The organism is Sphingomonas sp. Leaf23, assembly GCF_001421585.1.
Taxonomy (GTDB): Bacteria; Pseudomonadota; Alphaproteobacteria; order Sphingomonadales; family Sphingomonadaceae; genus Sphingomonas.
The window spans coordinates 64,842-85,723 of the sequence record NZ_LMKR01000007.1 but is presented as its reverse complement, the minus strand read 5'-3'; the positions used below and the strand labels follow the sequence as shown (position 1 = coordinate 85,723).

General features: G+C 55.6%; 16 protein-coding genes and 2 pseudogenes. 11 read left to right on the top strand and 7 right to left on the bottom strand.

Features of this window, described 5'->3' with window-relative positions; genetic code table 11:
- Positions 1-21: 21 nt before the first annotated feature.
- From ASE67_RS17210 to ASE67_RS18340, 4 genes are all read right to left on the bottom strand, one after another.
- Positions 22-1,386, bottom strand: a complete 1,365-nt coding sequence (locus ASE67_RS17210) for an O-antigen ligase family protein (RefSeq protein WP_082457240.1) — start codon at positions 1,384-1,386, stop codon at positions 22-24.
- Between the two features lie 75 nt (positions 1,387-1,461).
- Positions 1,462-2,829 carry a flippase gene (locus tag ASE67_RS17205; protein WP_082457239.1) on the bottom strand — a complete coding sequence of 456 codons (1,368 nt, stop codon included), beginning with the start codon at positions 2,827-2,829 and terminating at the stop codon, positions 1,462-1,464.
- Positions 2,816-3,736 (bottom strand): hypothetical protein, encoded by a 921-nt coding sequence (locus tag ASE67_RS17200; protein ID WP_156348697.1) that lies wholly within the window; start codon positions 3,734-3,736, stop codon positions 2,816-2,818. The genes ASE67_RS17205 and ASE67_RS17200 overlap by 14 nt, the downstream gene beginning before the upstream one ends.
- Before the next feature lie 141 nt (positions 3,737-3,877).
- A complete protein-coding gene (locus ASE67_RS18340; RefSeq protein WP_156348696.1) occupies positions 3,878-5,443 on the bottom strand; it encodes a glycosyl hydrolase family 28-related protein in 1,566 nt (521 codons plus the stop codon).
- A gap of 118 nt (positions 5,444-5,561) precedes the next feature.
- On the opposite strand from ASE67_RS18340, the gene ASE67_RS17195 reads away from it, so the two are divergent.
- Genes ASE67_RS17195 through ASE67_RS17945 form a run of 7 tightly spaced genes read left to right on the top strand, consistent with a single transcriptional unit; the run spans position 5,562 to position 12,565 of the window.
- Positions 5,562-6,926 (top strand): O-antigen polymerase, encoded by a 1,365-nt coding sequence (locus ASE67_RS17195; protein WP_055764141.1) that lies wholly within the window; start codon positions 5,562-5,564, stop codon positions 6,924-6,926.
- A complete protein-coding gene (locus tag ASE67_RS17960; protein ID WP_082457238.1) occupies positions 6,926-7,420 on the top strand; it encodes an acyltransferase in 495 nt (164 codons plus the stop codon). Before ASE67_RS17195 ends, ASE67_RS17960 begins: the two co-directional genes overlap by 1 nt.
- A complete protein-coding gene (locus tag ASE67_RS17190; protein ID WP_055764139.1) occupies positions 7,417-8,604 on the top strand; it encodes a glycosyltransferase in 1,188 nt (395 codons plus the stop codon). Before ASE67_RS17960 ends, ASE67_RS17190 begins: the two co-directional genes overlap by 4 nt.
- Entirely contained in the window at positions 8,601-9,767 is a 1,167-nt protein-coding gene (locus tag ASE67_RS17955; RefSeq protein WP_162236358.1) for a glycosyltransferase family 4 protein, read from the top strand. Before ASE67_RS17190 ends, ASE67_RS17955 begins: the two co-directional genes overlap by 4 nt.
- Positions 9,764-10,849 carry a glycosyltransferase gene (locus ASE67_RS17950; protein WP_156348695.1) on the top strand — a complete coding sequence of 362 codons (1,086 nt, stop codon included), beginning with the start codon at positions 9,764-9,766 and terminating at the stop codon, positions 10,847-10,849. Before ASE67_RS17955 ends, ASE67_RS17950 begins: the two co-directional genes overlap by 4 nt.
- A gap of 40 nt (positions 10,850-10,889) precedes the next feature.
- Positions 10,890-11,633 carry a glycosyltransferase family 2 protein gene (locus tag ASE67_RS17185; protein WP_055764137.1) on the top strand — a complete coding sequence of 248 codons (744 nt, stop codon included), beginning with the start codon at positions 10,890-10,892 and terminating at the stop codon, positions 11,631-11,633.
- Positions 11,630-12,565 (top strand): NAD-dependent epimerase/dehydratase family protein, encoded by a 936-nt coding sequence (locus tag ASE67_RS17945; protein ID WP_162236357.1) that lies wholly within the window; start codon positions 11,630-11,632, stop codon positions 12,563-12,565. Before ASE67_RS17185 ends, ASE67_RS17945 begins: the two co-directional genes overlap by 4 nt.
- A gap of 54 nt (positions 12,566-12,619) precedes the next feature.
- Here the strand turns inward: ASE67_RS17945 and ASE67_RS17940 are convergent, their stop codons facing one another.
- Positions 12,620-14,497, bottom strand: a complete 1,878-nt coding sequence (locus ASE67_RS17940) for a polysaccharide biosynthesis protein (RefSeq protein ID WP_200922253.1) — start codon at positions 14,495-14,497, stop codon at positions 12,620-12,622.
- Positions 14,498-14,675: 178 nt separating this feature from the next.
- Between ASE67_RS17940 and ASE67_RS17935 the strand changes: the two genes are divergently transcribed.
- Together ASE67_RS17935 and ASE67_RS17175 are read left to right on the top strand one after the other, a co-directional pair.
- Entirely contained in the window at positions 14,676-15,257 is a 582-nt protein-coding gene (locus ASE67_RS17935) for a sugar transferase (RefSeq protein WP_082457234.1), read from the top strand.
- Positions 15,258-15,402: 145 nt separating this feature from the next.
- Positions 15,403-16,568, top strand: a protein-coding gene (locus ASE67_RS17175; RefSeq protein ID WP_156348694.1) for an IS3 family transposase whose coding sequence is annotated in 2 segments (ribosomal slippage) — positions 15,403-15,664 and positions 15,664-16,568 — 1,167 coding nt in all. Because the reading frame shifts where the segments join, the coding sequence is not laid out codon by codon here.
- Between the two features lie 10 nt (positions 16,569-16,578).
- Here ASE67_RS17175 and tnpC read toward each other — a convergent pair.
- Together tnpC and ASE67_RS17930 are read right to left on the bottom strand one after the other, a co-directional pair.
- A pseudogene (gene tnpC / locus ASE67_RS17170) lies at positions 16,579-17,952 on the bottom strand (IS66 family transposase); the annotation flags it as partial.
- A pseudogene (locus tag ASE67_RS17930) lies at positions 17,921-18,184 on the bottom strand (transposase); the annotation flags it as partial. The pseudogenes tnpC and ASE67_RS17930, both read right to left, overlap by 32 nt.
- A gap of 539 nt (positions 18,185-18,723) precedes the next feature.
- On the opposite strand from ASE67_RS17930, the gene ASE67_RS17920 reads away from it, so the two are divergent.
- Entirely contained in the window at positions 18,724-19,620 is an 897-nt protein-coding gene (locus ASE67_RS17920; RefSeq protein ID WP_200922252.1) for an SGNH/GDSL hydrolase family protein, read from the top strand.
- 11 nt (positions 19,621-19,631) lie between these two features.
- A complete protein-coding gene (locus tag ASE67_RS17915) occupies positions 19,632-20,795 on the top strand; it encodes an acyltransferase family protein (RefSeq protein WP_156348691.1) in 1,164 nt (387 codons plus the stop codon).
- The last annotated feature ends 87 nt before the right edge of the window (positions 20,796-20,882 follow it).

The following is a 20,882-nucleotide window of genomic DNA, read 5'->3' as shown; positions in this document are numbered from 1 at the left end:
ACCGCTCTATAGTTTTAGGGATCACAACGGTAAAGCGGCCTGCGAACGGATTGGACGAGCTCGTGCCAACCAGACTGCCGCGATGACAATGGCAGCCATGAACGTCGGTGTCCGTGCCGGATAATCAGTAACGCTGGCAGCGAGGATCAGGAAAATAATCGCCGAACCCAAGCGCCCCAAGAGCGCTCCGTCGTTATCCGATCGCCAGACACGGATCGTGGACACCAGCCACCACATGATAGCTGCGGCCAGCACAGCAACACCAAAAATGCCCGCGTCCAACAAGATGCCAAGGAAGTCGTTATGTGCTTGGTTGAAATATGTGAGCTTGAGAAGGGCGAACGGTTCGTGGATGCGGAATACGGGATCAAAGCCGCCTAGGCCTGATCCAAACGGGAAGTACAGGCCGATCATCGACAGCAGGGTCGGCATCGCCCGCGACCGCATGTCCTGATCGCTTTCGAGCGCGATCAGGCGGTTGATTGCATCAGCACGGTCGGCTGCAAAGCTCAGCATAACAAAACCAGCGACAATTATGATCGCCAGCACAGCCAGTGCCGGCAGGAGCCAACTCGGTCCCCCTCTTAGCCGTCGCCGCAAACGCCTGCCGACAAGCACGAGCGCCAACGCCAGGGCCAGACCGCCCAGCAGCATGCCGCTACGCGATCCTGTTGCGAGAATCGTAAGCTCAAAAAGCAAGACTAGCCCGGCGGCCAACGGACCACGCCAGCGCAATGCGTCACGATTAAGAAACGCCCAGACCGGAGCTATTAGGCAACCGATTGCCAAGAAGAGCGCAAAATGATTGCGATTGGCGAAAATGCTACTGACGATCCCGGGCGTATCGTTGAGAAAAGGACTATTAAAGCCCGCACCCGAGAATTGCAGAAGCCCTAGGATAACCGCAGCGCCGATCATGGTCAGCAGCATGCCCGGCATCCAGCGATTCACCCGGGGGTCTGCACTAACCAGCAGTGCAAACATCGTGACCGGTACGACCAGCGAGAAAAGGGCGTTACGCGTTGCACCTGGCGTCATTGTCAAAGGGCGCCACGGCACGGCTTCACCCGGAATCAGGAGGATCTGACGACCAGGCAGCGCTTGCCACAAGGCCGGCGGTAGCGGAACCAACTGAAGCATCGGCAATGCGATCGCAGCAAGGATCAGGAGCAACACTGGACGCAGGCCATCCAATGCAGGCCGCGGGCTTGCAAAAATCAAAGTGGCAAGGATCACCCACGAACCTGCTCGTACCACGACTTGCCCCATGGCATCAGCACGCGAAGCACCGCCTGCAACCCAGAGAAGCACTATCATCACTATCGCGAGCATGAGCGATAGGCTGGGTTTAGAAAGTGGCCGCTGGGCCGATCTCGAATGAACCATGCCCGCCCCGTTAGTCGATCGTCACGAAATTCAAAACCGCGAAGGTGGCTTTCGAAAGCCCCTAAGCCTCCAGGCTTAGCGAAAAAAAATTGCCTTGAGTTGAACCCGCAAGATCGGGCGGGTCTCTCGAAAACAGGCATTAAGCACTAATCCGGTTGCTAATTGCGTCAGCACAGCTGCGAAAGCTGCACCAATCACACCGAATGCCGGAATCAGGAGAAGGCACGCGCCGACATTCACAGCCGCCCCAACCAGAGCTTGATAGACACCGATGTGCAGCAACCTGCGATTGACCAGCGCACCGCTGACCGCTTGGCCGAGTGAGCTGAATACGGTCGCCCAACCATGGACCATCAGCACCGGGCCTGCGGCGACAAAGGCGCTACCATACAGAATGTTGACTGCAGTCGGCGCCACCGCCGTAACAATCAGCGCCACCGCAACCGACCCCCAGGTAACGACCCGGACCACAAGAACGAGCGCAGTGTCATAGCGATCGTTGTTGAAATGAAACGTATGCGCCAAGCGCGGCGTTACCGCCAACATGACGGCTGTTATCACGAGATACCAAGCTTCGATCAGCCGGGTGGCGGCGGTATAGATGCCAACCTCGGCATCCCCCAGCATCTGGCCGATCAGCAGCTGGTCGGCGCGCATATATACTCCAATGATGGCAAGCCGCAGGATTTGGGGTGCTACCTCCCGAAAAAGACGCCTCATCTCCTCAACCCGCGCGTCGCTGATTGAAAAGCCATAGCCGTCATGAACGGCGGCAGCATACATCAGCGCAGCTACAACAAATAGTTCGAGCGAATATAGCAGAGCGAAGGTGACTATACCGGCGCCCATCAGGATAGCGCCGACTTTTATTACCGAGAAGAGAAGGAAATTGAGGTTGCGTAGCAGGACAATACGGCTGACTTTACCACGGCTTTGATACTCGGAATCGATGACATCCATCGACTGCGCAATTTGCGCGCTCGCCAAAAACGCCATGATGACCCAAGTCGATGGCTCAGTCGGGCGGGTCACGATGATGAACATCATCGACAGCAGCAGCACCAACACCGCGCCTCCCACTCGGAGGATGAAGGCGCTAGCCAGGATCAGCCGCTTCCGCTCGGGCCAACCCACCAAATCCCGCATCAGGATTTCGGGCAATCCCAGCGTCGACGCGAACGAAAACATGGTTGCAATCGCTTGAGCGTAGTTGAACAATCCGAACTTCGTCGGCCCTAAATAGCGGGCAATCCAGATATTGATGAATAGTCCTACACCAAGCCGGACCACACGATCGGCAACCAGCCAGCTCGCATTGGCCGCAAGGCTACGCAGCACTGCGCGTTCCTTGAGCGTTGCCCGCAACGCGCTTGGGCTGAACCTGGCCAACTGCGCGGCAAATCCCTTCGGAGATGCACCCGCTTCCTCATCAGGTACCGACATTGCGCACCGTATCGATCATTCGCAATGCCTCTGCACGGGGGGACAACACCTCTTCGTACCAGCGCAGGCCTGCCCCCTGTAGCGCCTGAAGGCGTTGCGGATCACGCAGCAGCGTCTCCACATGCAGCAATCCCTGATGCCAGTCGTCAATGCACTGGATAGGGGCATCCCGGTACAGGAAAGTATCGGGTAGGCGTTCGGAGACGACCACCGCCCCCGCGCGCAATGCCTCAAGATGGCGGAACGTCTCGGCACTAACGAACCCACGCGGTGCAAGGACGATCCGGCTATCGGCAAGCAGGCTGCCATAGTCGCTACGGCTCAGTCCCTGACCAAAACCATTTGTAAAAGTGACAATGCGCCGACCTGTATCGGCCGCGCTGAAATCCTGCTGCAACAGCCCCCGCAAAGGCGATCGCATAAAGAGATGAAACAAACGATTCCGGGCCAGCGCTGGAAATCTTCGCAGCAGTGGATGAAAGGCAAAATACAAAGGATATCGGTTACGGTTCAAATTTCCGGTAAACAACAAATCGACCGAACGTTCAGCCATAGGCTTGGGAAACGATGCCGGTACGCCATTCGCCAATCCAAGGCTCATGGTAAATATGTTGGAGCCAGCTATTTCCGTGCGCATGCTGGGCTTGAAGATGGCAATATACTGCGAGGATAATGCGGTCGGCGTTACCGAATCCGCCTCATCCGACAGAAAAATCAGAACCTTGCGCTCATCGACGAAATCCGCGGATGCGGGACGCTGCTTGGCATCGAGCGGACTGAAAACGTAGAAGCGGACATCCTGCAGTTCCGGCGGCAGTCGCTCGGTCAGAACCTGGAATATTTCCGCCAAGAAATCCCGCTGGATGAGATTGTCCCACTGATGACCCGAATTCGGATCAAGGAACACGGGACCAATAATATGGGCTGACTCGGCAGGCATGTCCAATGCCCTATGCCGTCATCGCTTATCGAGGCAAGGCGTATGACGACCTTTGCCGGCCGATCAGGCGATCTTTTAGCCCAGGTAAATCTCCTGCCGAGAGAACCCTCACAGCGGCGCAAGCGCAATCAACGCAGGAGGCTGCTCCTCAAGACCGACCAATGACACGCGTTCGGAGGACTGGCCGTCGAGGATCACAGGGCCGGCGGCTTCGACATGCCATATGATACGCGGCTTGCCTTGATAACGGACGATCTGGCCCGGCCGGGGCATTGCACCACTGCGCCCCCATCCCCCCATCGGAGCAATCGTACCCCCTCCTGCCTTCGCCACACGCCAACCCGCAGGTTGCCCGCGGACGACGTCGCTGTTGTCGATGAACGTTCCCGCAGGCCACGTTCCCGATCGTGGCTGTCCCGATGAGGACAGGCGCAATGGGCCCCCTACGACCTGTGGCGTCCGGATTTCAGTACCGCGTACCATGCTGGCATTGATCGCACCCAGTGCGATGAGGGCTCCGCTATCCGGCGCGGCTTGCGCATCAATGTCGCAATGGTCGATCAGATAGGCGTAGAAATCGACACCATCAACGCCTGGAGGCGTAGACGGCGACTGCCAGGACCAACCGCGTAGCACGGGTTGGCGCCGGGGATTGCGACGATCGAAATCGACCTGTGCGATACCCGAACTGACAACCATCGAACCGCCTTGGCACTGCAGGTTCTGAAAATACGAAGTGCCAATCGGCGCATCAAGGAAATGGACGACACCGCTAGGCCCGAACACTTCGAAGTGGCATCCAAACCACCCAACCGGCCCATTGAATATACCCTTCTCGGGTGCATAGGTTACCAGACGGGTGTTAGCTGCTTCCCCGGCAATAATGGTGCAGCCAAAGAACATTGCTCCCGCACTACCGCGCAGATGTACCGGAGCAGCGTCGGAATAAGGCGTGTAGAAATCGCAGCCGAAGAAACGGTTATCGGTATTGGGGCCCTCTACCCAGTTCTTATCATCGCCGAGACCTGCGAGTTGCGGCGCATGGCTTGAGATCAAACAGGCATGCCGGGCGGGCGCATGGGAGTTATGGAAATGACATTCGCTCCACACCATGCTCTCAGCCGCCACGGACACGACAGCCGCATGAGCAAACGCCCCCTGCACCCGAACATCGCGTAGGTGCGTGCCGTTACAATTGGGACTTTCACGCCGCCGCGCGAGGAGCAGACCGATCCGCGACAGCCGTGTCGTACTGTCGATCGAGATTGATTCCATTCGAAAACCCGAACGGCCCGAAGCATCTATGAGCACTGCATCCGTCATCATCGGTATGATGCTGGATACCGCCGGACCAGCCCCGAGCAATCGCAGAACCGAATTAAAACTAGCGGGATCACGATTGACGCAGGACAGGGTACGCACCGCATAGCGCCCAGGGGGAAACCATATGGTTCCACCGTCATGCTGGGCTGCAGCACGATCGATGGCGCGCTGGACGGCGGCCGTGTCGTCACTCTTTCCGTCGCCCACCGCGCCCATATCCCGGACGGAGATTAGATCGCTTGCCGTGGATTGCGGCACAGACTGGGCGCAAGCCGTAGGCACTCCGGCCAAGCCCGCACCCGACAAGGCGGCTCCAAGCGCGCGACGGCGGGTCAGAAAGAAGTTGGTCATCGCGGGCCTGCTACCATACCCGCCGATCCAAGCGAACGACTAGTGTTGCCGGTTGCACCCCCCGAACCCCTTCGGCTATGCGCCAAGCACCAGTTTGTCGCCAACAAGGTTGCCCAGTATGTTAACGGCCAGTCTGGCGCTAGCCGTAGCGCTGATCTTCCTGTCGCGCAGCGTAAGGGGACCAATCTGGGCAGCCGGTTTTGCGTGGGCCGTCTGTATTGCTCCTATCGTCTTGGGCATCATCGATTATCGCTATCTCGATTATAGCGACTCTAGCCTAGGCTTGGTCCTTTCGATGGCAATGCTCGCCTTTGCCGCCGGCGCCGGAATAGAGCATTTCTATCGCGGGCCAATCGTTCGCCTAAGCGTGCCTACCACCGTAGCGCAGCAGGATTTTCAGGCGATGATGCCGATAGCCCGTGTCTGCTGGCTGATCGGCATGATTGGCGGCACCTGCCTGGTCCTGGATTTCGTTATGAACGGCGGCGGCAGCCTGTTGAATCTGGCAGATCTTCGTGACAGTTTCGTTAGTAAGGAGTCAGCAAGCGCACTCTCACGTGCTGCATCAGTCATGACATGGGCATGTCTTTTTTCTTATCTGTTCGCGTTGATATTTCGCCGAGAACTGGGTGTTGAAAGAACAATATTCTTTGCCTTGCCGGTAATAGGTTTCCTGTTGAATGCCGTTCTAGCTGCCGGCCGCCAAGCCGCGCTTCAGATGATCCTAGTAACGGTTATCGGGCAGATATTCTGGAAAATACGCACTCCCGATGCCCCATCTACTGAAACAAAAAACAAGAGCGGTTCTGGCTTTGTTCTTGCCATTTCGGGCCTGATGGTAGCCTATATGGGCTATGTAGCGATTGCCCGAAACGATAGCAGAATTTCCAGTGTTAAATCGGAAGTTTTAGCACGATTGTTCGACTTTGATCTTTCTGGGACCTTTGACGCAATCATTAGCCTTTTTGGAAATGGCGTAAGAGAAACAGTCATCGAAGCGCTCGTATATTTTTCCAGTTCGATAGCTTTGTTCGATCGATTTTTAAAGACTGATCTTTTCGGCATTTCTAAAGGTGCAATGAACTTTCCGTTCTTGTATCGTCAGATCGAACCACTGACGCATATTAACGTCGCAGACATGTATCAGCTCCGCGTAGCGGCACTAGACTCACAATTCGTGATTGGTGTCGGCTGGACCACCGCGATCGCGAATATCATTATGGATTTCGGATATGTCGGAATGGTGATTTTTTTGATGGCTCAAGGGTTTTTGAGCGCGATCGCTTGGCGGGCAGCGGTAAGTGGAGGATCTTTCCTTGACTGCGTACTTGCGACACTAGGATTGATTGGTGCAATCTACTTACCATTGATTCCCGCTTTTTCGGATAATAATATCTTTTTTCTCTTATTGTTTTGCTTGGCAGTGAAATGGTTTGATGTGCGGCGGTCAGGGCTTATCCAACCGAGCAAGGCAACGTTCTAATGCTGCGTCACCTGATCAACCTTTTACTGTGGGCAATGCCACCGAGCCGGCTTTTCGCTCTTCGCCGCATCATGCTTCGCATGGCCGGCCTCAATCTCGATGAAGGCGTATCTGTTTGCGGCCAAGGCTGGTTCTTTGGTCCTGGCCAAGTGTACATCGGCAAGGACACCTGGCTCAGCCCAAGGGTTCTTATCTACACCCATGCTGACGCTCCCGTGCGTATCGGCCCTTCGTGCGATATCGGACCCTTCGTGCGCATTCTCACGGGCGGGCACGAGATCGGCCCTGCCGATCGTCGCGCCGGTTCCGGTACGGCGCGCGCCGTATCCATCGGTCCTGGCTGCTGGATTGGCGCAAACACTTTGATCTTGGGAGGCACTACAATCGGCGCAGGTACCATCGTGGCTGCAGGATCGGTCGTTACCAGCGACCTTCCTTCAAACTGCCTTGCCGCAGGGGTTCCTGCTCGCATCAAACGCATGCTTGACGCATGACCAAACCCGAACTGTTCATCCTGTGCAACGCCGTCGCCGATGAGGTGAGGCTGGAACGTGGCATCACCACCGACAGCCCCGCGGCGACGCGCAAGGTATCAATGATGGCAGAAGTGCTTCGTACGGTTGGCGTCCGCACAATCCTGCTCAGCCTAGGCCGAGGGCGCCAGGATGGCTCGGGTCGATACTTCCGCCCGCGGATCGGCAGACAGCGTGGCGTAGCGACTGTTTACGGGGGAATGCTACACCGCCCGATCCTGTCCGAGTTGCTATCCTGCTGGGCACCGTTACCGATACTCTGGCGCAGGCGTCACAAAGGGCAGGGGAGCTTGTTATTGCTCTATAACCGGATGCCGGCCTATGTGCCGGCGATCTGGCTTGCCCGGCTACTCGGCTATCGGATTGCACTAGACCTTGAGGACGGTGAAACGGTTCTGAAGGGCTGGAGTATGCGGGCAATCAAGGCGCGAATGCTGATTGCGCTCACCGATAGTGCCTGCAACGCCGGCGCGCTACTCGCATGCGAAGCACTGTCGCTCGCAACGCGGTTACAGCCTCAAGAAGCATATTATGGTGTCAGCAGTAAGCCAGGATCGACCAGGCTTTTTGACAAGCGCGAAATTCACCTTCTGCTAGGGGGCACAATAGCGCCTTCGACCGGTGCCGACATGCTGGCCGCAGCGATTGAACACCTACGCCATCATTCGTCATCAAAGGCACGCCCTCTTCACTTGCACGTTACCGGTACCGGCGAGAGTCTTGCGCAGTTCACACGACTATCGACAGACAATTCACATGGTCCAACGGTGACCGTACACGGTAGACTCGACAATACGGGCTATACAGGTCTTCTTGCGAAGATGGACGTCGGCCTAGCCTTGAAACCCAATAGCGGGCCATTGGCACACACTACCTTTCCTTCAAAGGTGGTAGAAATGGCGAACGAAGGATTGCTGGTACTAACAACCGACATCAGCGACGTACGGACCGTACTTGGTGCTGGCGCCCTGTACCTTGAGCGCGACGATCCTGTTTTGCTTGCCGAAAAGTTGCGCTGGATTGCCAACAATCCGGCCGAGGCGGCAGCAATCGCACGCGGCGGTATGATCAATGTGATTGATCAATGCAGTCCTGCGCGCGCGGGCGCCAAGCTGCGTCGTTTCCTGTTTCCGGAGATCGTGTGACAATACGCTATATCTGTTGGCAGCCATTACTGACCGATCATCAGGCATATACCTATTCGGCATTGCGTGACGAAGCGGATGGACAGCTATCCGTTAATGTCAGTCGTACACACGACTCTATCCGTGACGCGCAAGGATGGATCAGTACGGGCGGCAGCAATTTTGAAAAACGCCAAATTCCCGAGAAAAACTGGCAAGAATGGGCTGAGGATCAATTTAACCGCCATCCCGATGCAATCCACCTGTTTGGCAGCCCCTTTGAACAGCGTCGACAGATACAGATCATGGCAATGGCCTGCCGAAAGGGGTGCAAGGTCGCCATCATCTCCGAACCGTTTTCGACGAATCATGTTGGTTATCTGGCGGATAGTGGAAAAATCCGCGGATGGTTGAAGGCAAAATTACGACCACTGTTGTACCGGGCGTACGGCTTTTATTTCGGCCGCCGAATCCATGCTGTGTTCGGTATTTCCCCTCTCGCTTGCGATCAGTATGCTACAATGGGAGTAGCGCCCAAGCGTATTTTTCCCTTTGGCTATTTTGTACCCTCTTTGTCCATTACACGGATTGCCCCAGAACCTAGCCCAACAGCCTCTTTGCGACTGATCTTTGTCGGCGCGTTGATCGCTCGAAAGGGTTTGACGATTGCGATCGACGCCGTTCAAAGATTGCGTCACGAAGGGCACGACGTGACGCTTGATGTATATGGCGCCGGTGACCCTGCAGGCTATTCGCTTGACGATGCGGTACGCTACATGGGCGTCATTCCATTTGGCCGCGCAGGTGAGACTATAGCTGGATACGACGCTTTGATCGTACCTAGCCTTTTCGACGGGTGGGCAGTCGTTGTTAACGAAGCGCTTCAGAGCGGCACGCCAGTTTGCTGCAGTGATTCCGTCGGTGCGGGGGCATTGGTACGGACACACGGCGCAGGCGCGACATTCCCGGTCGGTGACTTCACAGCGCTCAGCGCAGTGCTACGGCAGTGGATGAACGATCGCGACGCACTGGCCGCTGCACGAGCGGGTGCCCGGACAGTGGCCCCGCTGCTGGAACCGGTCGTAGCCGCACGCTACATCCATCAGGCGCTCATAGCACTGGAGGGCGAAGCCGCACGCCCTGAAGCTCTTTGGTATCCGTGGCGCGATGGAACACCGGCGTGAAGGTCAGCAATAGCAGAACGTTGCGGATCAGCCTTACCAACGTGACCGGGCTTGGTGCCACGCAACTTGTTCAATCCCTTCTTCCCGCTCTAGAGCGGGCGGGATTGGTCGGTGACATTCACCTTCCGGCGACTGGCCCCTTGGCACACTACGAGCGGCATTCGCCAGGCCCTGCCCCGCTACCGATCCGTCGTCGCTTACCCAATGCGTTGTCGCGGCTTGTAGAGTGCACGGTGCAGGCCGGTGCCTTCGATGGCGATACGCCGCTACTCGTACTTGGGGACCTACCCTTGCGCATTCGAGGACGACAGATCGTTTTTGTGCACACCCCACACCTCTTGCTGGAACCGGCGGGTGCCTCGCCAGCGCAACGCATCAAATTCGGCATCGCCCGAACCATCTTCCGCATGAATGCCAAGCGCGTGACCGCTGCCATTGTCCAGACAGAGACCATGCGCATCGGACTTGAGGCTGCATATTCCGCTCTCAAGGGGCGCGTTCATGTCATCCCACAACCTGCGCCGGAATGGCTCCTCGAATCCGGACTACGTCGAACGGGACGGGTAAGATCTGGCAAGCTACGGCTCTTCTACCCCGCAGCAGGCTATCCGCATAAGAACCACGCACTTCTGTACGATGCCGCCACCCAAGCGACGTGGCTGAACCTTGTTGAAACCGTTGTCGTCACCCTCCCCCGGACGATCGATCGCCAAGGCGTCTACCCAGCAGGACGGCTAGAACCAGCTGCAATGCGTAACGAATATATGCAGGCCGACGCACTGGTTTTCCCCTCGCTCGCTGAGAGCTACGGACTGCCCCTGGTCGAGGCAATGTGGCTAGGGCTTCCGATACTGTGTGCAGATCTGCCCTATGCGCATGACCTATGCGGCGACACCGCCATATATTTTTCTCCCAACGATGGGCGATCATTAACGGCCGCCGTCATCGAACTTAATCAACGCCTGGCAAGGGGGTGGTGGCCCGATTGGATGGAACGGTTGAAGAATATACCGAATGGATGGGACGGAGTTGCAACTCGTATGACTGAGCTTGCCCATTATGCCGGACAACCATCCTCGTGATCATTTGCTTACATCGCCCAATCGCTGCAGGACCCATGGCATGAAGATTAGCATCGTCACCGTAAGCTATAACGCCGCGGCTACGATCGCTGACACGATCGCTTCGGTCCAAGCGCAAGATCATCTCGACATTGAACACATAATCGTCGATGGCGCTTCGTCCGACGGTACTGCCGAAGTCGTAGCGCGCATGGCGGATGCACGCACCCGGTGGATCTCCGAACCGGATCGTGGACTGTACGATGCCATGAACAAGGGCATCGCCCTGGCAACGGGCGACGTCATCGGCATTCTCAATGCGGATGATTATTTTGCCAATACCCGCTCGGTGTCTGCCATTGTCGACGGTTTCGCCAACAATCCGGATCGTGACGCGATACTGGGGGACATTGCGTTCGTCGATGAACACCAGCGGATAACACGCCATTATCGCAGCAGCAGATTCAGGCCGGCACTAACTCGATGGGGGTGGATGCCAGCGCATCCTGGCATGTATCTGACCCGTGAAGCATATGATCGGGTCGGTTCTTATCGCACAGATCTCAAGATCGCAGCCGACTTCGATTTTGTAGTTCGCGCCTTCAATGTAATCGGCTTACGCTACGACTATCTACCGCGGGTACTTGTCCATATGCGCCTTGGCGGCGCGAGCACAGATGGGTGGCGCGCAAAGCTGACAATTAATCGCGAAGTCGTTCGCGCATGTCGAGAAAATGGCATCTACACCAACCTTGCCATGATCATGAGCAAATACCCGTTGAAGGTGCTGGAGTTTCTTCAATGAAGATCGCATTGACCGGAGCAACTGGCTTTGTCGGACGAACGCTTGTGCGTCGCCTTGAAGATGCTGGCCACGATGTCGTGCGGATCGTCCGTCATAGCACAGGAAATGCCGGAGATATCATTGCAGGCCCGCTCGAAAGAAGCGATCCTAATTTTTTGTCGACGAGCCTGAGTGGAACTGACGCTATCGCGCATCTAGCTGCGCTGACGCATGTGGCCACAAATGCGAAAGACGCGCGTGAAGCATTCTGGCGCGTAAACGTTGAAGGTACGCGGCGGCTACTCATGGCCGCGACTAGCGCCAAAATTCCGCGGTTCGTGTATATGAGCTCAGTCAAGGTCAACGGCGAAGCAACTCTGCCTGGACAACGATTTTCTGGCGCAGATGTACCACAACCCGAAGATGATTATGGTCATACGAAGCATGAAGCGGAACAATTGGTTCGTGCCGCGAGCATCGAAAATGTCGTATTACGCCCTCCAATGGTATACGGCGCTGAGGTCGCAGGTAATTTCGCACGCCTTGTGGATTCAGTCCGCCGCGGCGTTCCATTGCCATTAGGACGGATCGACAATCGCCGGAGCCTGATTTCGGTCGATAATCTTGCCGCTGCGACGGCATGCGCGCTGACACATCCAGATGCAGGGGGAGCAGTGGTAACGCTCAGCGATGGTGAAGATTACTCCACGGCCACACTGGTACGGGCGATCGGTGATGCTATCGATCGCCCTGCTCGACTGCTCCCTGTTCCCGTTGCGCTACTGCAGCTTGCAGGGAGGTTGACGGGCCGCACTGGAGTTGTCCGACGGATCGTAGGCAATCTACAAGTTGACAACGAGGAAGCCTGCCAACGTTTGGGCTGGACGCCAAACGACACCATCCACACAGCATTGCCACGCATGCTAAAATCTTATGACCCAGCAACGTCGTAAAGAATTTTCTTTGCCAAATAATATTCCGGCGCAGCTTCAAAGATTTCCGATGATCTAGGATATTGCTGTTCGTTCGCGACGCTCCAGATACACATGATCCACAATCCCGGCATTCGGACTAAATTCTTGAACCGCATCACACAGGATCGCACGGACCTGTTCCGGTTGGCCTGATCGAACTGCACCGCGTAGCCGATCGAGCTGTTTGTGCAGCTCATCAGGGGCCAAGAATCCCTCGATAGCTTTGCGGATACGCGGATGTTCCGTAACGATCGGAGCATCTTTAATCAAAAGCTCTTCGTAAAGCTTCTCACCTGGCCGCAAGCCAACCGTCTTTAGTTCGATGTCACCAAACGGATTGGATGCATCACGTACTGTCAGCCCGGACAGTTCGATTATGTTGCGAGCAAGGTCGATGATGCGGACGGGCTCACCCATATCCAGCACGAAAACTTCGCCACCCGACGCCATTGCTCCTGCTTGGATGACAAGTTGCGCCGCTTCGGGAATCGTCATGAAAAACCGGGTTATACGCTCGTCGGTAATCGTCACAGGGCCACCCGCAAGAATTTGCTGGCGAAATAGCGGAACAACCGATCCCGAAGAACCAAGAACATTTCCAAATCGGACCATTGATAGGCAGGTTTCACTGCTATCCTGCGCCAATGCCTGCAATACCATCTCAGCAAGTCGCTTCGTAGCTCCCATGATATTGGTCGGACGCACCGCCTTATCTGTACTAACAAGAACGAAATGTGGAATCTTATATTCTACGCATGTCCGGGCAACCATCATAGTCCCGAAAACATTATTCTCTACGCCTTGTATTGGATTATGCTCAACCAGCGGTACATGTTTATATGCAGCTGCATGGTACACTTGGCTGGGTAGCCAAGACGATATTACCTCCTCTACCCGGCGCTGGTCGTAGACCGAACCTAGCAACGGGACCAATTCGGTCGCCCAGTCCACTCCCTCATCCCGATTTTTTTCGAGAAGCAACTCCAGTTCGCGATGAATACTATATAATGCGAATTCGTTGCTATCAAACAATAGGAGCTTACTGGGCCGGGCTGCAATAATCTGACGACACAATTCTGATCCAATCGACCCGCCAGCGCCGGTAACAAGGATTTTTCGACCGTGAACATGCCTAATCATTAGTTCGGACTGCGACTGCACAACGTCGCGTCCAAGCAAATCATTAATATCTAGATTGGTGACATTGCTTGACTGGTCACTAAGCGCCAGTTCGATAATATCGGGAAGCGTACGAACACGTACTCGCAGCGCTCGCAAGACTGACAATATTTCATTTCGACGTTGCTGGGTAGCCGAAGGGATTGCAAGCAAAACTTCATCTATAGGGAGTTTTTCGGTCAGCTTTAGTATTTGGCTTGGTGGATATACCCGGATGCCGTTTATAGATGCGCCGTGCAACTCGCGAGCATCGTCAAGGAAACCAGCAACTTTCATTTCGCGCCGGCTCTGTATTGCTGCAGCTAGCTGTCTACCCGATACCCCGGCACCATAGATCAATACACGCGGCCTATCTCGGAAATTATTGCCAAGATCGAGCATGCCGTTAAGGATTTGATGTGCGCTGATACGCGCCAGAACCATAAAGACAAATAACAGTATTGGCTGAATTACTCCAACCGTACGCGGGATCCCGGGCACACTCCATGCTGTAAATATCGAAATATAAACTAACGCGTATATCAGAGAACTGAATAAGATTTTCAGCGAAACCGCACTTTCGTCGTGGCGAAACACAGGCCGATATACACCGGCCAGTGCAAAAATTGGCAAGGCCAACCCGATTGATCCGAATACGGCAAATCCTGGCGCTCCATACAGTGGAGTCCATTCGCTGAGGCGTAAAAAGTAGGCAATCCAGACGGAAAGGACGCAGAGGCTTGCGTCGACCATTATGATCAGAGTCCGTTTCATCCACCTGGGCAGCCCAATGGCCACGTGCGCTAGAGTTACCAACGGCATGAAAATTCTCGGTCTTTCATCTTAACGCATATAACGCGCGTATCGGGGACGCCTTATCGCGGACTGCTTCGCTTGACCAGTCGATGACATACCACGTACGGTCCCAGCCATGCAGCGGCATCCGTCACAATCCATCGCAAAGCGCGGCTTCGATCTGGCATTGGCGCTGGCGTTGGCGATACCCGCAATAGCGATTTCCGTCCTAGCGATGTTTTTCATCTGGGTTGATGATCGGGCAAATCCCATCTTTGTCCAGAAGCGGCTAGGTCGGAACGGCGCACCTTTTCACTTGGTGAAACTGCGGACGATGCGCGTTGGCACAGGTGACCGCCCCTCCCATGAGTCACAGACGACGAACATCACGCGGATCGGCGCGTTGCTGCGACGCACAAAGCTCGACGAGTTACCACAGCTATGGAATGTCTTGCGTGGCGAAATGAGCTTTGTCGGCCCTCGACCTGGCCTGCCCAGCCAGACAATTCTCGCGGAGGCGCGTCGTCGCCATGGCGTAGATCGTCTGCTGCCTGGTATCACTGGCGTTGCGCAAGTGGCAGGCGTTGACATGTCCACGCCTGAATATCTCGCGGAAGTCGACGCCGGCTATTTGGGAAAATGGTCCCTCGGCAGAGACCTTGCCCTGCTATTGCGTACCGCTAGCGGCAGCGGTCGCGGTGACGCCATAGGGCGATAGGCATCATGGCGGCGTTGACCAGTTGTCTGTTTGCTGGGCCGCTTAGAGCTAGAAAATTCCAGTTATGCAGGATGGTCTTGGTGACGTGACCCCCGTTTCTTCATCCAACTAGAACTAGAGACCGGCTCCTCGAAGGGACGGACAGATGAAGCGGAAGCAGTTTTCGGAAGAGCAGATTATCGGCATCCTGAAGGAGGCCGAGGCGGGCGCGGTGGTGACGGAGCTGTGCCGCAGGCACGGCATGTCGAGCGCGACGTACTACGCGTGGAAGGCCAAGTTCGGCGGTCTGGAGGTATCTGACGCGAAGCGGCTGCGGGCGCTCGAGGAGGAGAACGCGCGGCTCAAGCGACTGCTAGCGGATACGATGCTCGACAACGCGGGTCTGAAGGATCTGCTATCAAAAAAATGGTGACGCCCGCCGCGAAGCGGGAAGCGGTCGCGCATCTCCAGACGACGCTGGGGATGAGCGAGCGGCGGGCGTGCATGGTCGTCGGGGCGGATCGCGCCAGCATGCGATATCGCTCGTGCCGGGATGATGATGGCGACCTGCGGTCGCGTTTGTGCGAGCTGGCGCAGCAGCGCCGGCGGTTCGGCTATCGGCGGCTGCACATCCTGCTGCGCCGGGACGGCATCATGATCAACCGCAAGAAGACCCAGCGGCTATATCGCGAGGAGGGACTGACCGTCAGGCACCGGAAGGGACGCAAGCGCACCGTCGGCGCGCGGGCGCCCGCGCCGGTACTGGCACTTCCCAACCAGCGCTGGAGTCTGGACTTCGTGCACGACCAGCTCGCCACCGGTCGCCGGTTCCGGGTGCTGAACGTCGTTGATGACGTGACGCGCGAGTGTCTGGCAGCGGTAGTTGATACGTCGATCTCGGGCCGACGGGTCGTGCGCGAGTTGGACGATCTTATCGCCAGGCGGGGGGTGCCCAAGATGATCGTTAGCGACAACGGCACCGAGCTGACGTCGAACGCGGTGCTGGCATGGTGCGGCGATGTCGGCATCGAGTGGCATTACATCGCACCCGGCAAGCCGACGCAGAACGGATTCGTCGAGAGCTTCAACGGTCGCATGCGCGACGAACTGCTCAACGAGACGCTGTTCTTCACGATCGGTCAGGCAAGGGCCATCCTCGCCCGCTGGGTCGATGACTACAACACCGAGCGCCCACACTCCTCGCTCGGCTACGCCACACCGGCGGCGTTCGCCGCCGAACTAGAAAAGCAACGGGCGGGGTTAACCCCGCCCGTTGCTTCACCTGCGCTCATGCGCGACAACACCCGTCGGTCTCTGGTTGCCGCTGGATGAAAGGCGGGGGTCACGTCACCGGCGGCATCCAGTTCCACGGCATGAGTTCGTCCCAGCGGCTCGCAGGCCAGTCGCCCGCGACCCTGGCGATGACGTCGACGCCATTGGCCTTGCAGGTCTGGATGACGGTGTAGATGGCCGCGGCGCGCTCGCCGCCTGCGCGAGAGCCGGCGAACAGCCAGTTGCGGCGTCCGACCGCGACACCGCGCAGCGCACGCTCCGCGATGTTGTTGTCGATCTCCAAGCGACCATCGCCCAGGAAGCGCGACAATGCTGGCCAGCGCTTCGTGCCGTAGGCGATGGCCCGGGCCATGTCGGACTTCGGTGACAGACGGCGCAGGGCGGCGTCGAGCACCTCGCGCAAGGCGTCGACCAGCGGTCGACTTTTCTCCTGTCGGGCTCGACATCGCATGTCGGGTGCTTGGCCGCGGATCTCGGCCTCGACAGCGTAAAGGGTGCCGATCCGCTCGAGGATGTCGGTGGTCAGCGGCGTGGGCGACCGCTCGTGCAGGTCGAAGACCTTGCGCCGGAAATGTGCCCAACACGCGATTTCGGTCACGCCGCTGCGGTAGAGCCCATCATAGCCGGCATAGGCATCGGCCTGAAGGAAACCGCGAAAGCCGGTGAGATGGGCCATCGGGTGCGCGGCGGTGCGGTCGGGCGTGAAGCGATACCATGTCGCGCGCGGTGCCGTGCTGCCGGATGCCTGGTCGTCGACGGCGTAAACCCACAGCCGCCCGTTGGCGGTCTTGCCCCGGCCGGGGTCGAGCACCGGCACGGGCGTGTCGTCGGCATGGATCTTGTCGGCCTTGAGGACTTCGTCGCGGATGCGGCTGACGATGGGGTCGAGGAGTGCCGCAGCCTGTCCGGTCCAGCCCGCCAGCGTCGAGCGGTCGATGTCGACCCCTTGCGCAGCCATCATCTCGGCCTGGCGGTACAGCGGCAACTGGTGGTCGAACTTGGAGACGACGATGTGTGCCAGCGTGGCGAAGGTCGCCTTGCCCCTGGCTACCGCGCTGACCGGCGCCGGTGCCTGGACGATCTTGTCGCAGGACCGGCAGCTGTATTTCGGGCGGATGTTGCGCACGACCCGCCAATGTACCGATACGATGTCGAGCATCTCGTGCACATCGGACCCAAGCGGACGCAGCGCACCACCACAGTCCGGGCAGGTGCAGGCGCCCGATGCCGGCTCGTGAACGACTTCCTCGCGCGGCAGATGTCCGGGCAGGCTGCGGACGGATGCCGGTCGCGCCGCTATACCGGGGTCGGCCGCCTCAGGCCCAGGCGCATCGCGCTCCGTCTCCAGTTCCTCCAGCGCCAGTTCGAGCTGCTCGATCTCGCGGCCCAGCTTCTCGGACGAGGCGCCGAACTGCATCCGCCGCTTCCAGCGCGTTCATCTTGTCGGCAACTTCGGTTGGGACGCCAGCGCGCTTGCCGCCGTTCACCTCCGCCTTCTTTACCCACTCATGCAGCGTCTGCGGAACGCAGCCGATCTTCTCGGCAATGGAAACTATCGCTGCCCATCGCGATGGGTGATCGCGCTCGTGGTCCAGCACCATCCGTACCGCTCGCTCGCGGACCCCGGGCGCAAACTTGTTCGTCGTCTTGCTCATACAGGATCCACCTTCTCAGGAGTTGGAGCCTCCGACAAATCCAGGGCGGTTCGCAGGTCTATGCTGTCGTTATCCGTAAGGGTTATGTGTGTCCCTATTCACACGGTGGCATGTTGGTCGCTGCTGGACACTATCGATGAACCCAAAATCGTGTAACTCGACGAAAATGGCGAGCTGTTAGCAGCCGAATAGACGGATTCGTGCTGAGGCAATAAGGCAATTGCTACAAGGGATTTTACATCAATATGAATGGTCGGTTTAAAGCGCTTACTCGACGTGATGCCGTTCGATCTTTTGCAGGATTAGGGAGCGCTATTCTACTTTCGGGGTGTGGAGGAAGCAAGGAAGGGGGGACAGTACAAGTTCCCACGCCTACACCCACGCCCACGCCCACGCCCACGCCCACGCCCACGCCCACGCCCACGCCCACGCCTACGCCTACGCCTACGAATAATGCACCGTTCACCATTGCGGTTGCGGGTTCCAGTAGTGCTCAGCAATATCTCGAACTGTACGACGGACCTGCATCGGACGCTCCGGTGAGTATTCTTAATCCCGATGGAAGCTTTAGCCCGCTGATAAGGGGAGCTTTTGGCAAAACTGCTGGCGCGTTGATTCATGCCGCTACCGGGCGCCCGGTACGATTCGTAGGTGGGGGCATAGGAGGCACCACGCTGGCTGCATGGGCCAGTTCGGAATCTCCCCAACGCGCTGCGTTGGTTGCAAAAATAAAGCTTCTCGACAGAGTTGACTGCGCACTTATCCAACTAGGCAGAAATGACGCCGGCGCACGTATAATAAAGAACACGGAAACGCAGGTCGATTTATATAAGAGCCTCGTTTCGGCGATACGCAAAGAGACGGGATATCCACAACTTCCAGTATTTATCGGCACATCTCAAGATGTTAGAGCTGGTGATATTGTACAAATTCAACAGTTGGGATGGCAGCGTACGGCTGAACTGTTACTAGTTCGCGATGATTCTACCGTAAAAATAGGGTTTTCGACATACGATCTGGCAACTTTTGATGGACTACATCAAACAGAGCAAAGTCAGATTACATCAGGTACCCGGTTTGGTAAGCGAATCATTTCATATCTAAACAATACAGAGCCATATATTGGACCAAATATTGGCAGAGTAGAAACCATAGACGATTCAAGCACAAGGTTCTTTATTCAAAGCGAACAGACTAAAGATATTGAAATAATTCAAGCTACGACTGCTTTCGTATTTTACGCAAACGGAAAACAGTATCAAATTAACAATGTGTATAAAGAATCCAATAGATCGTTTATTGTGCAGCACGAAAAGCGGAACGGCGTAAACTTAGAGTACACTTATGCAATATTTTCTGTTACAGAACCGTTGCAAGGGGTTCGTGATAGCTTGGGCGATAAGCTGCCACTGCAATCCTATTCGTCGACTGTGTAAGGTTATAGGAATTGAAAGTAGAGCCTGCATTTGTTAGTCGTATTAGAGGGCTAGACCTTTGGCGCAGCATTTTGCTGCTCATGGGTGTTTTTTTGCATGCTTCTTTAGCAGGCCATCCATCCGAATGGGTTGGTGTTGTGACACGTAAATTCCGGATGGAAACATTTTTCCTGATATCTGGTATTTTGTCGCAGATTTCTTTCTCGAAAAGAGGAAGAAATCTGTGGCTTAAAGAGCGCTCATTGCAGCTTGCGGTGCCAGCGATCTTTGGGGTTTTGGTACTCAATCAATTGTGGCTAATATTGCATCGTATAAATACAGGTATTAATCCAGAAAATGTAAGATTCTGGTATCAACCACCTGTGATGCATTTCTGGTTCTTGTTTGTACTGCTAGGTTGTAGCATACTTCATGGCTTTTACTATGAAAGATACGCAGGAAATATCTTTTTTAATAAAGTATTTAACCGCCCACATATAGCATATATTATGATTTTCTCGTTTTTAGGACTGCTACTGCAGGCAAGCGGGATAGGCTTAGCTGCAAAGCTAGAAGAAAATCTAATAATCGAAAGATTAATACGTGACTTCTCGGCAACATTTTTAGCAATGCCGTATTATTCAATATTCTATTTTTGGGGTGTCGAGATAGCAAAATCCCCAGTAGAGCATAACATTGTATCAAGAATAAATTATAAATATATAATTTTATTAATATTAGCTTTTGTAGCTATATTTATAGTTTCTGCAAAATATCCTATATTTATACTAAATCGGGAAACTTACGAAAGCCCGTTTTACTCAGAGAACATTTTTGAAATCACGACTAGAGCGATATTAGCTCCAATACTATCTATTTTGATAGTACAGTTTGCTTATAGCATGAAAAAAACCAACTCTTTTTATAAGTTTTTGGCACGCGCAGGGTACACATTATATGTTACCCATTTTGTATTTATTGCTTTAGCAATATGCGTAGGCCAAGAATTATATGGGAAGGCAGGTTTTTCCTATTCAACAATAGTGTTGGTTACTATATTTTCATGTTACGCGATGCATTATTTTATTGTAGAGCGCTTTAAAACTGCGAAGTTTCTTCTAAATGGAAGCACGAAGTCCGTCACGCAAATGACTGCATTCGCAATAATATCTAAAGCTCATAGAAAGAAATTTTAGAAATAATCGGCTATTGCAATTGGCGTTCGCCCTATTCGCCATTCATAGCTGAAGATACCGGTTGAATTGCTATTCGGTGGTATGTCG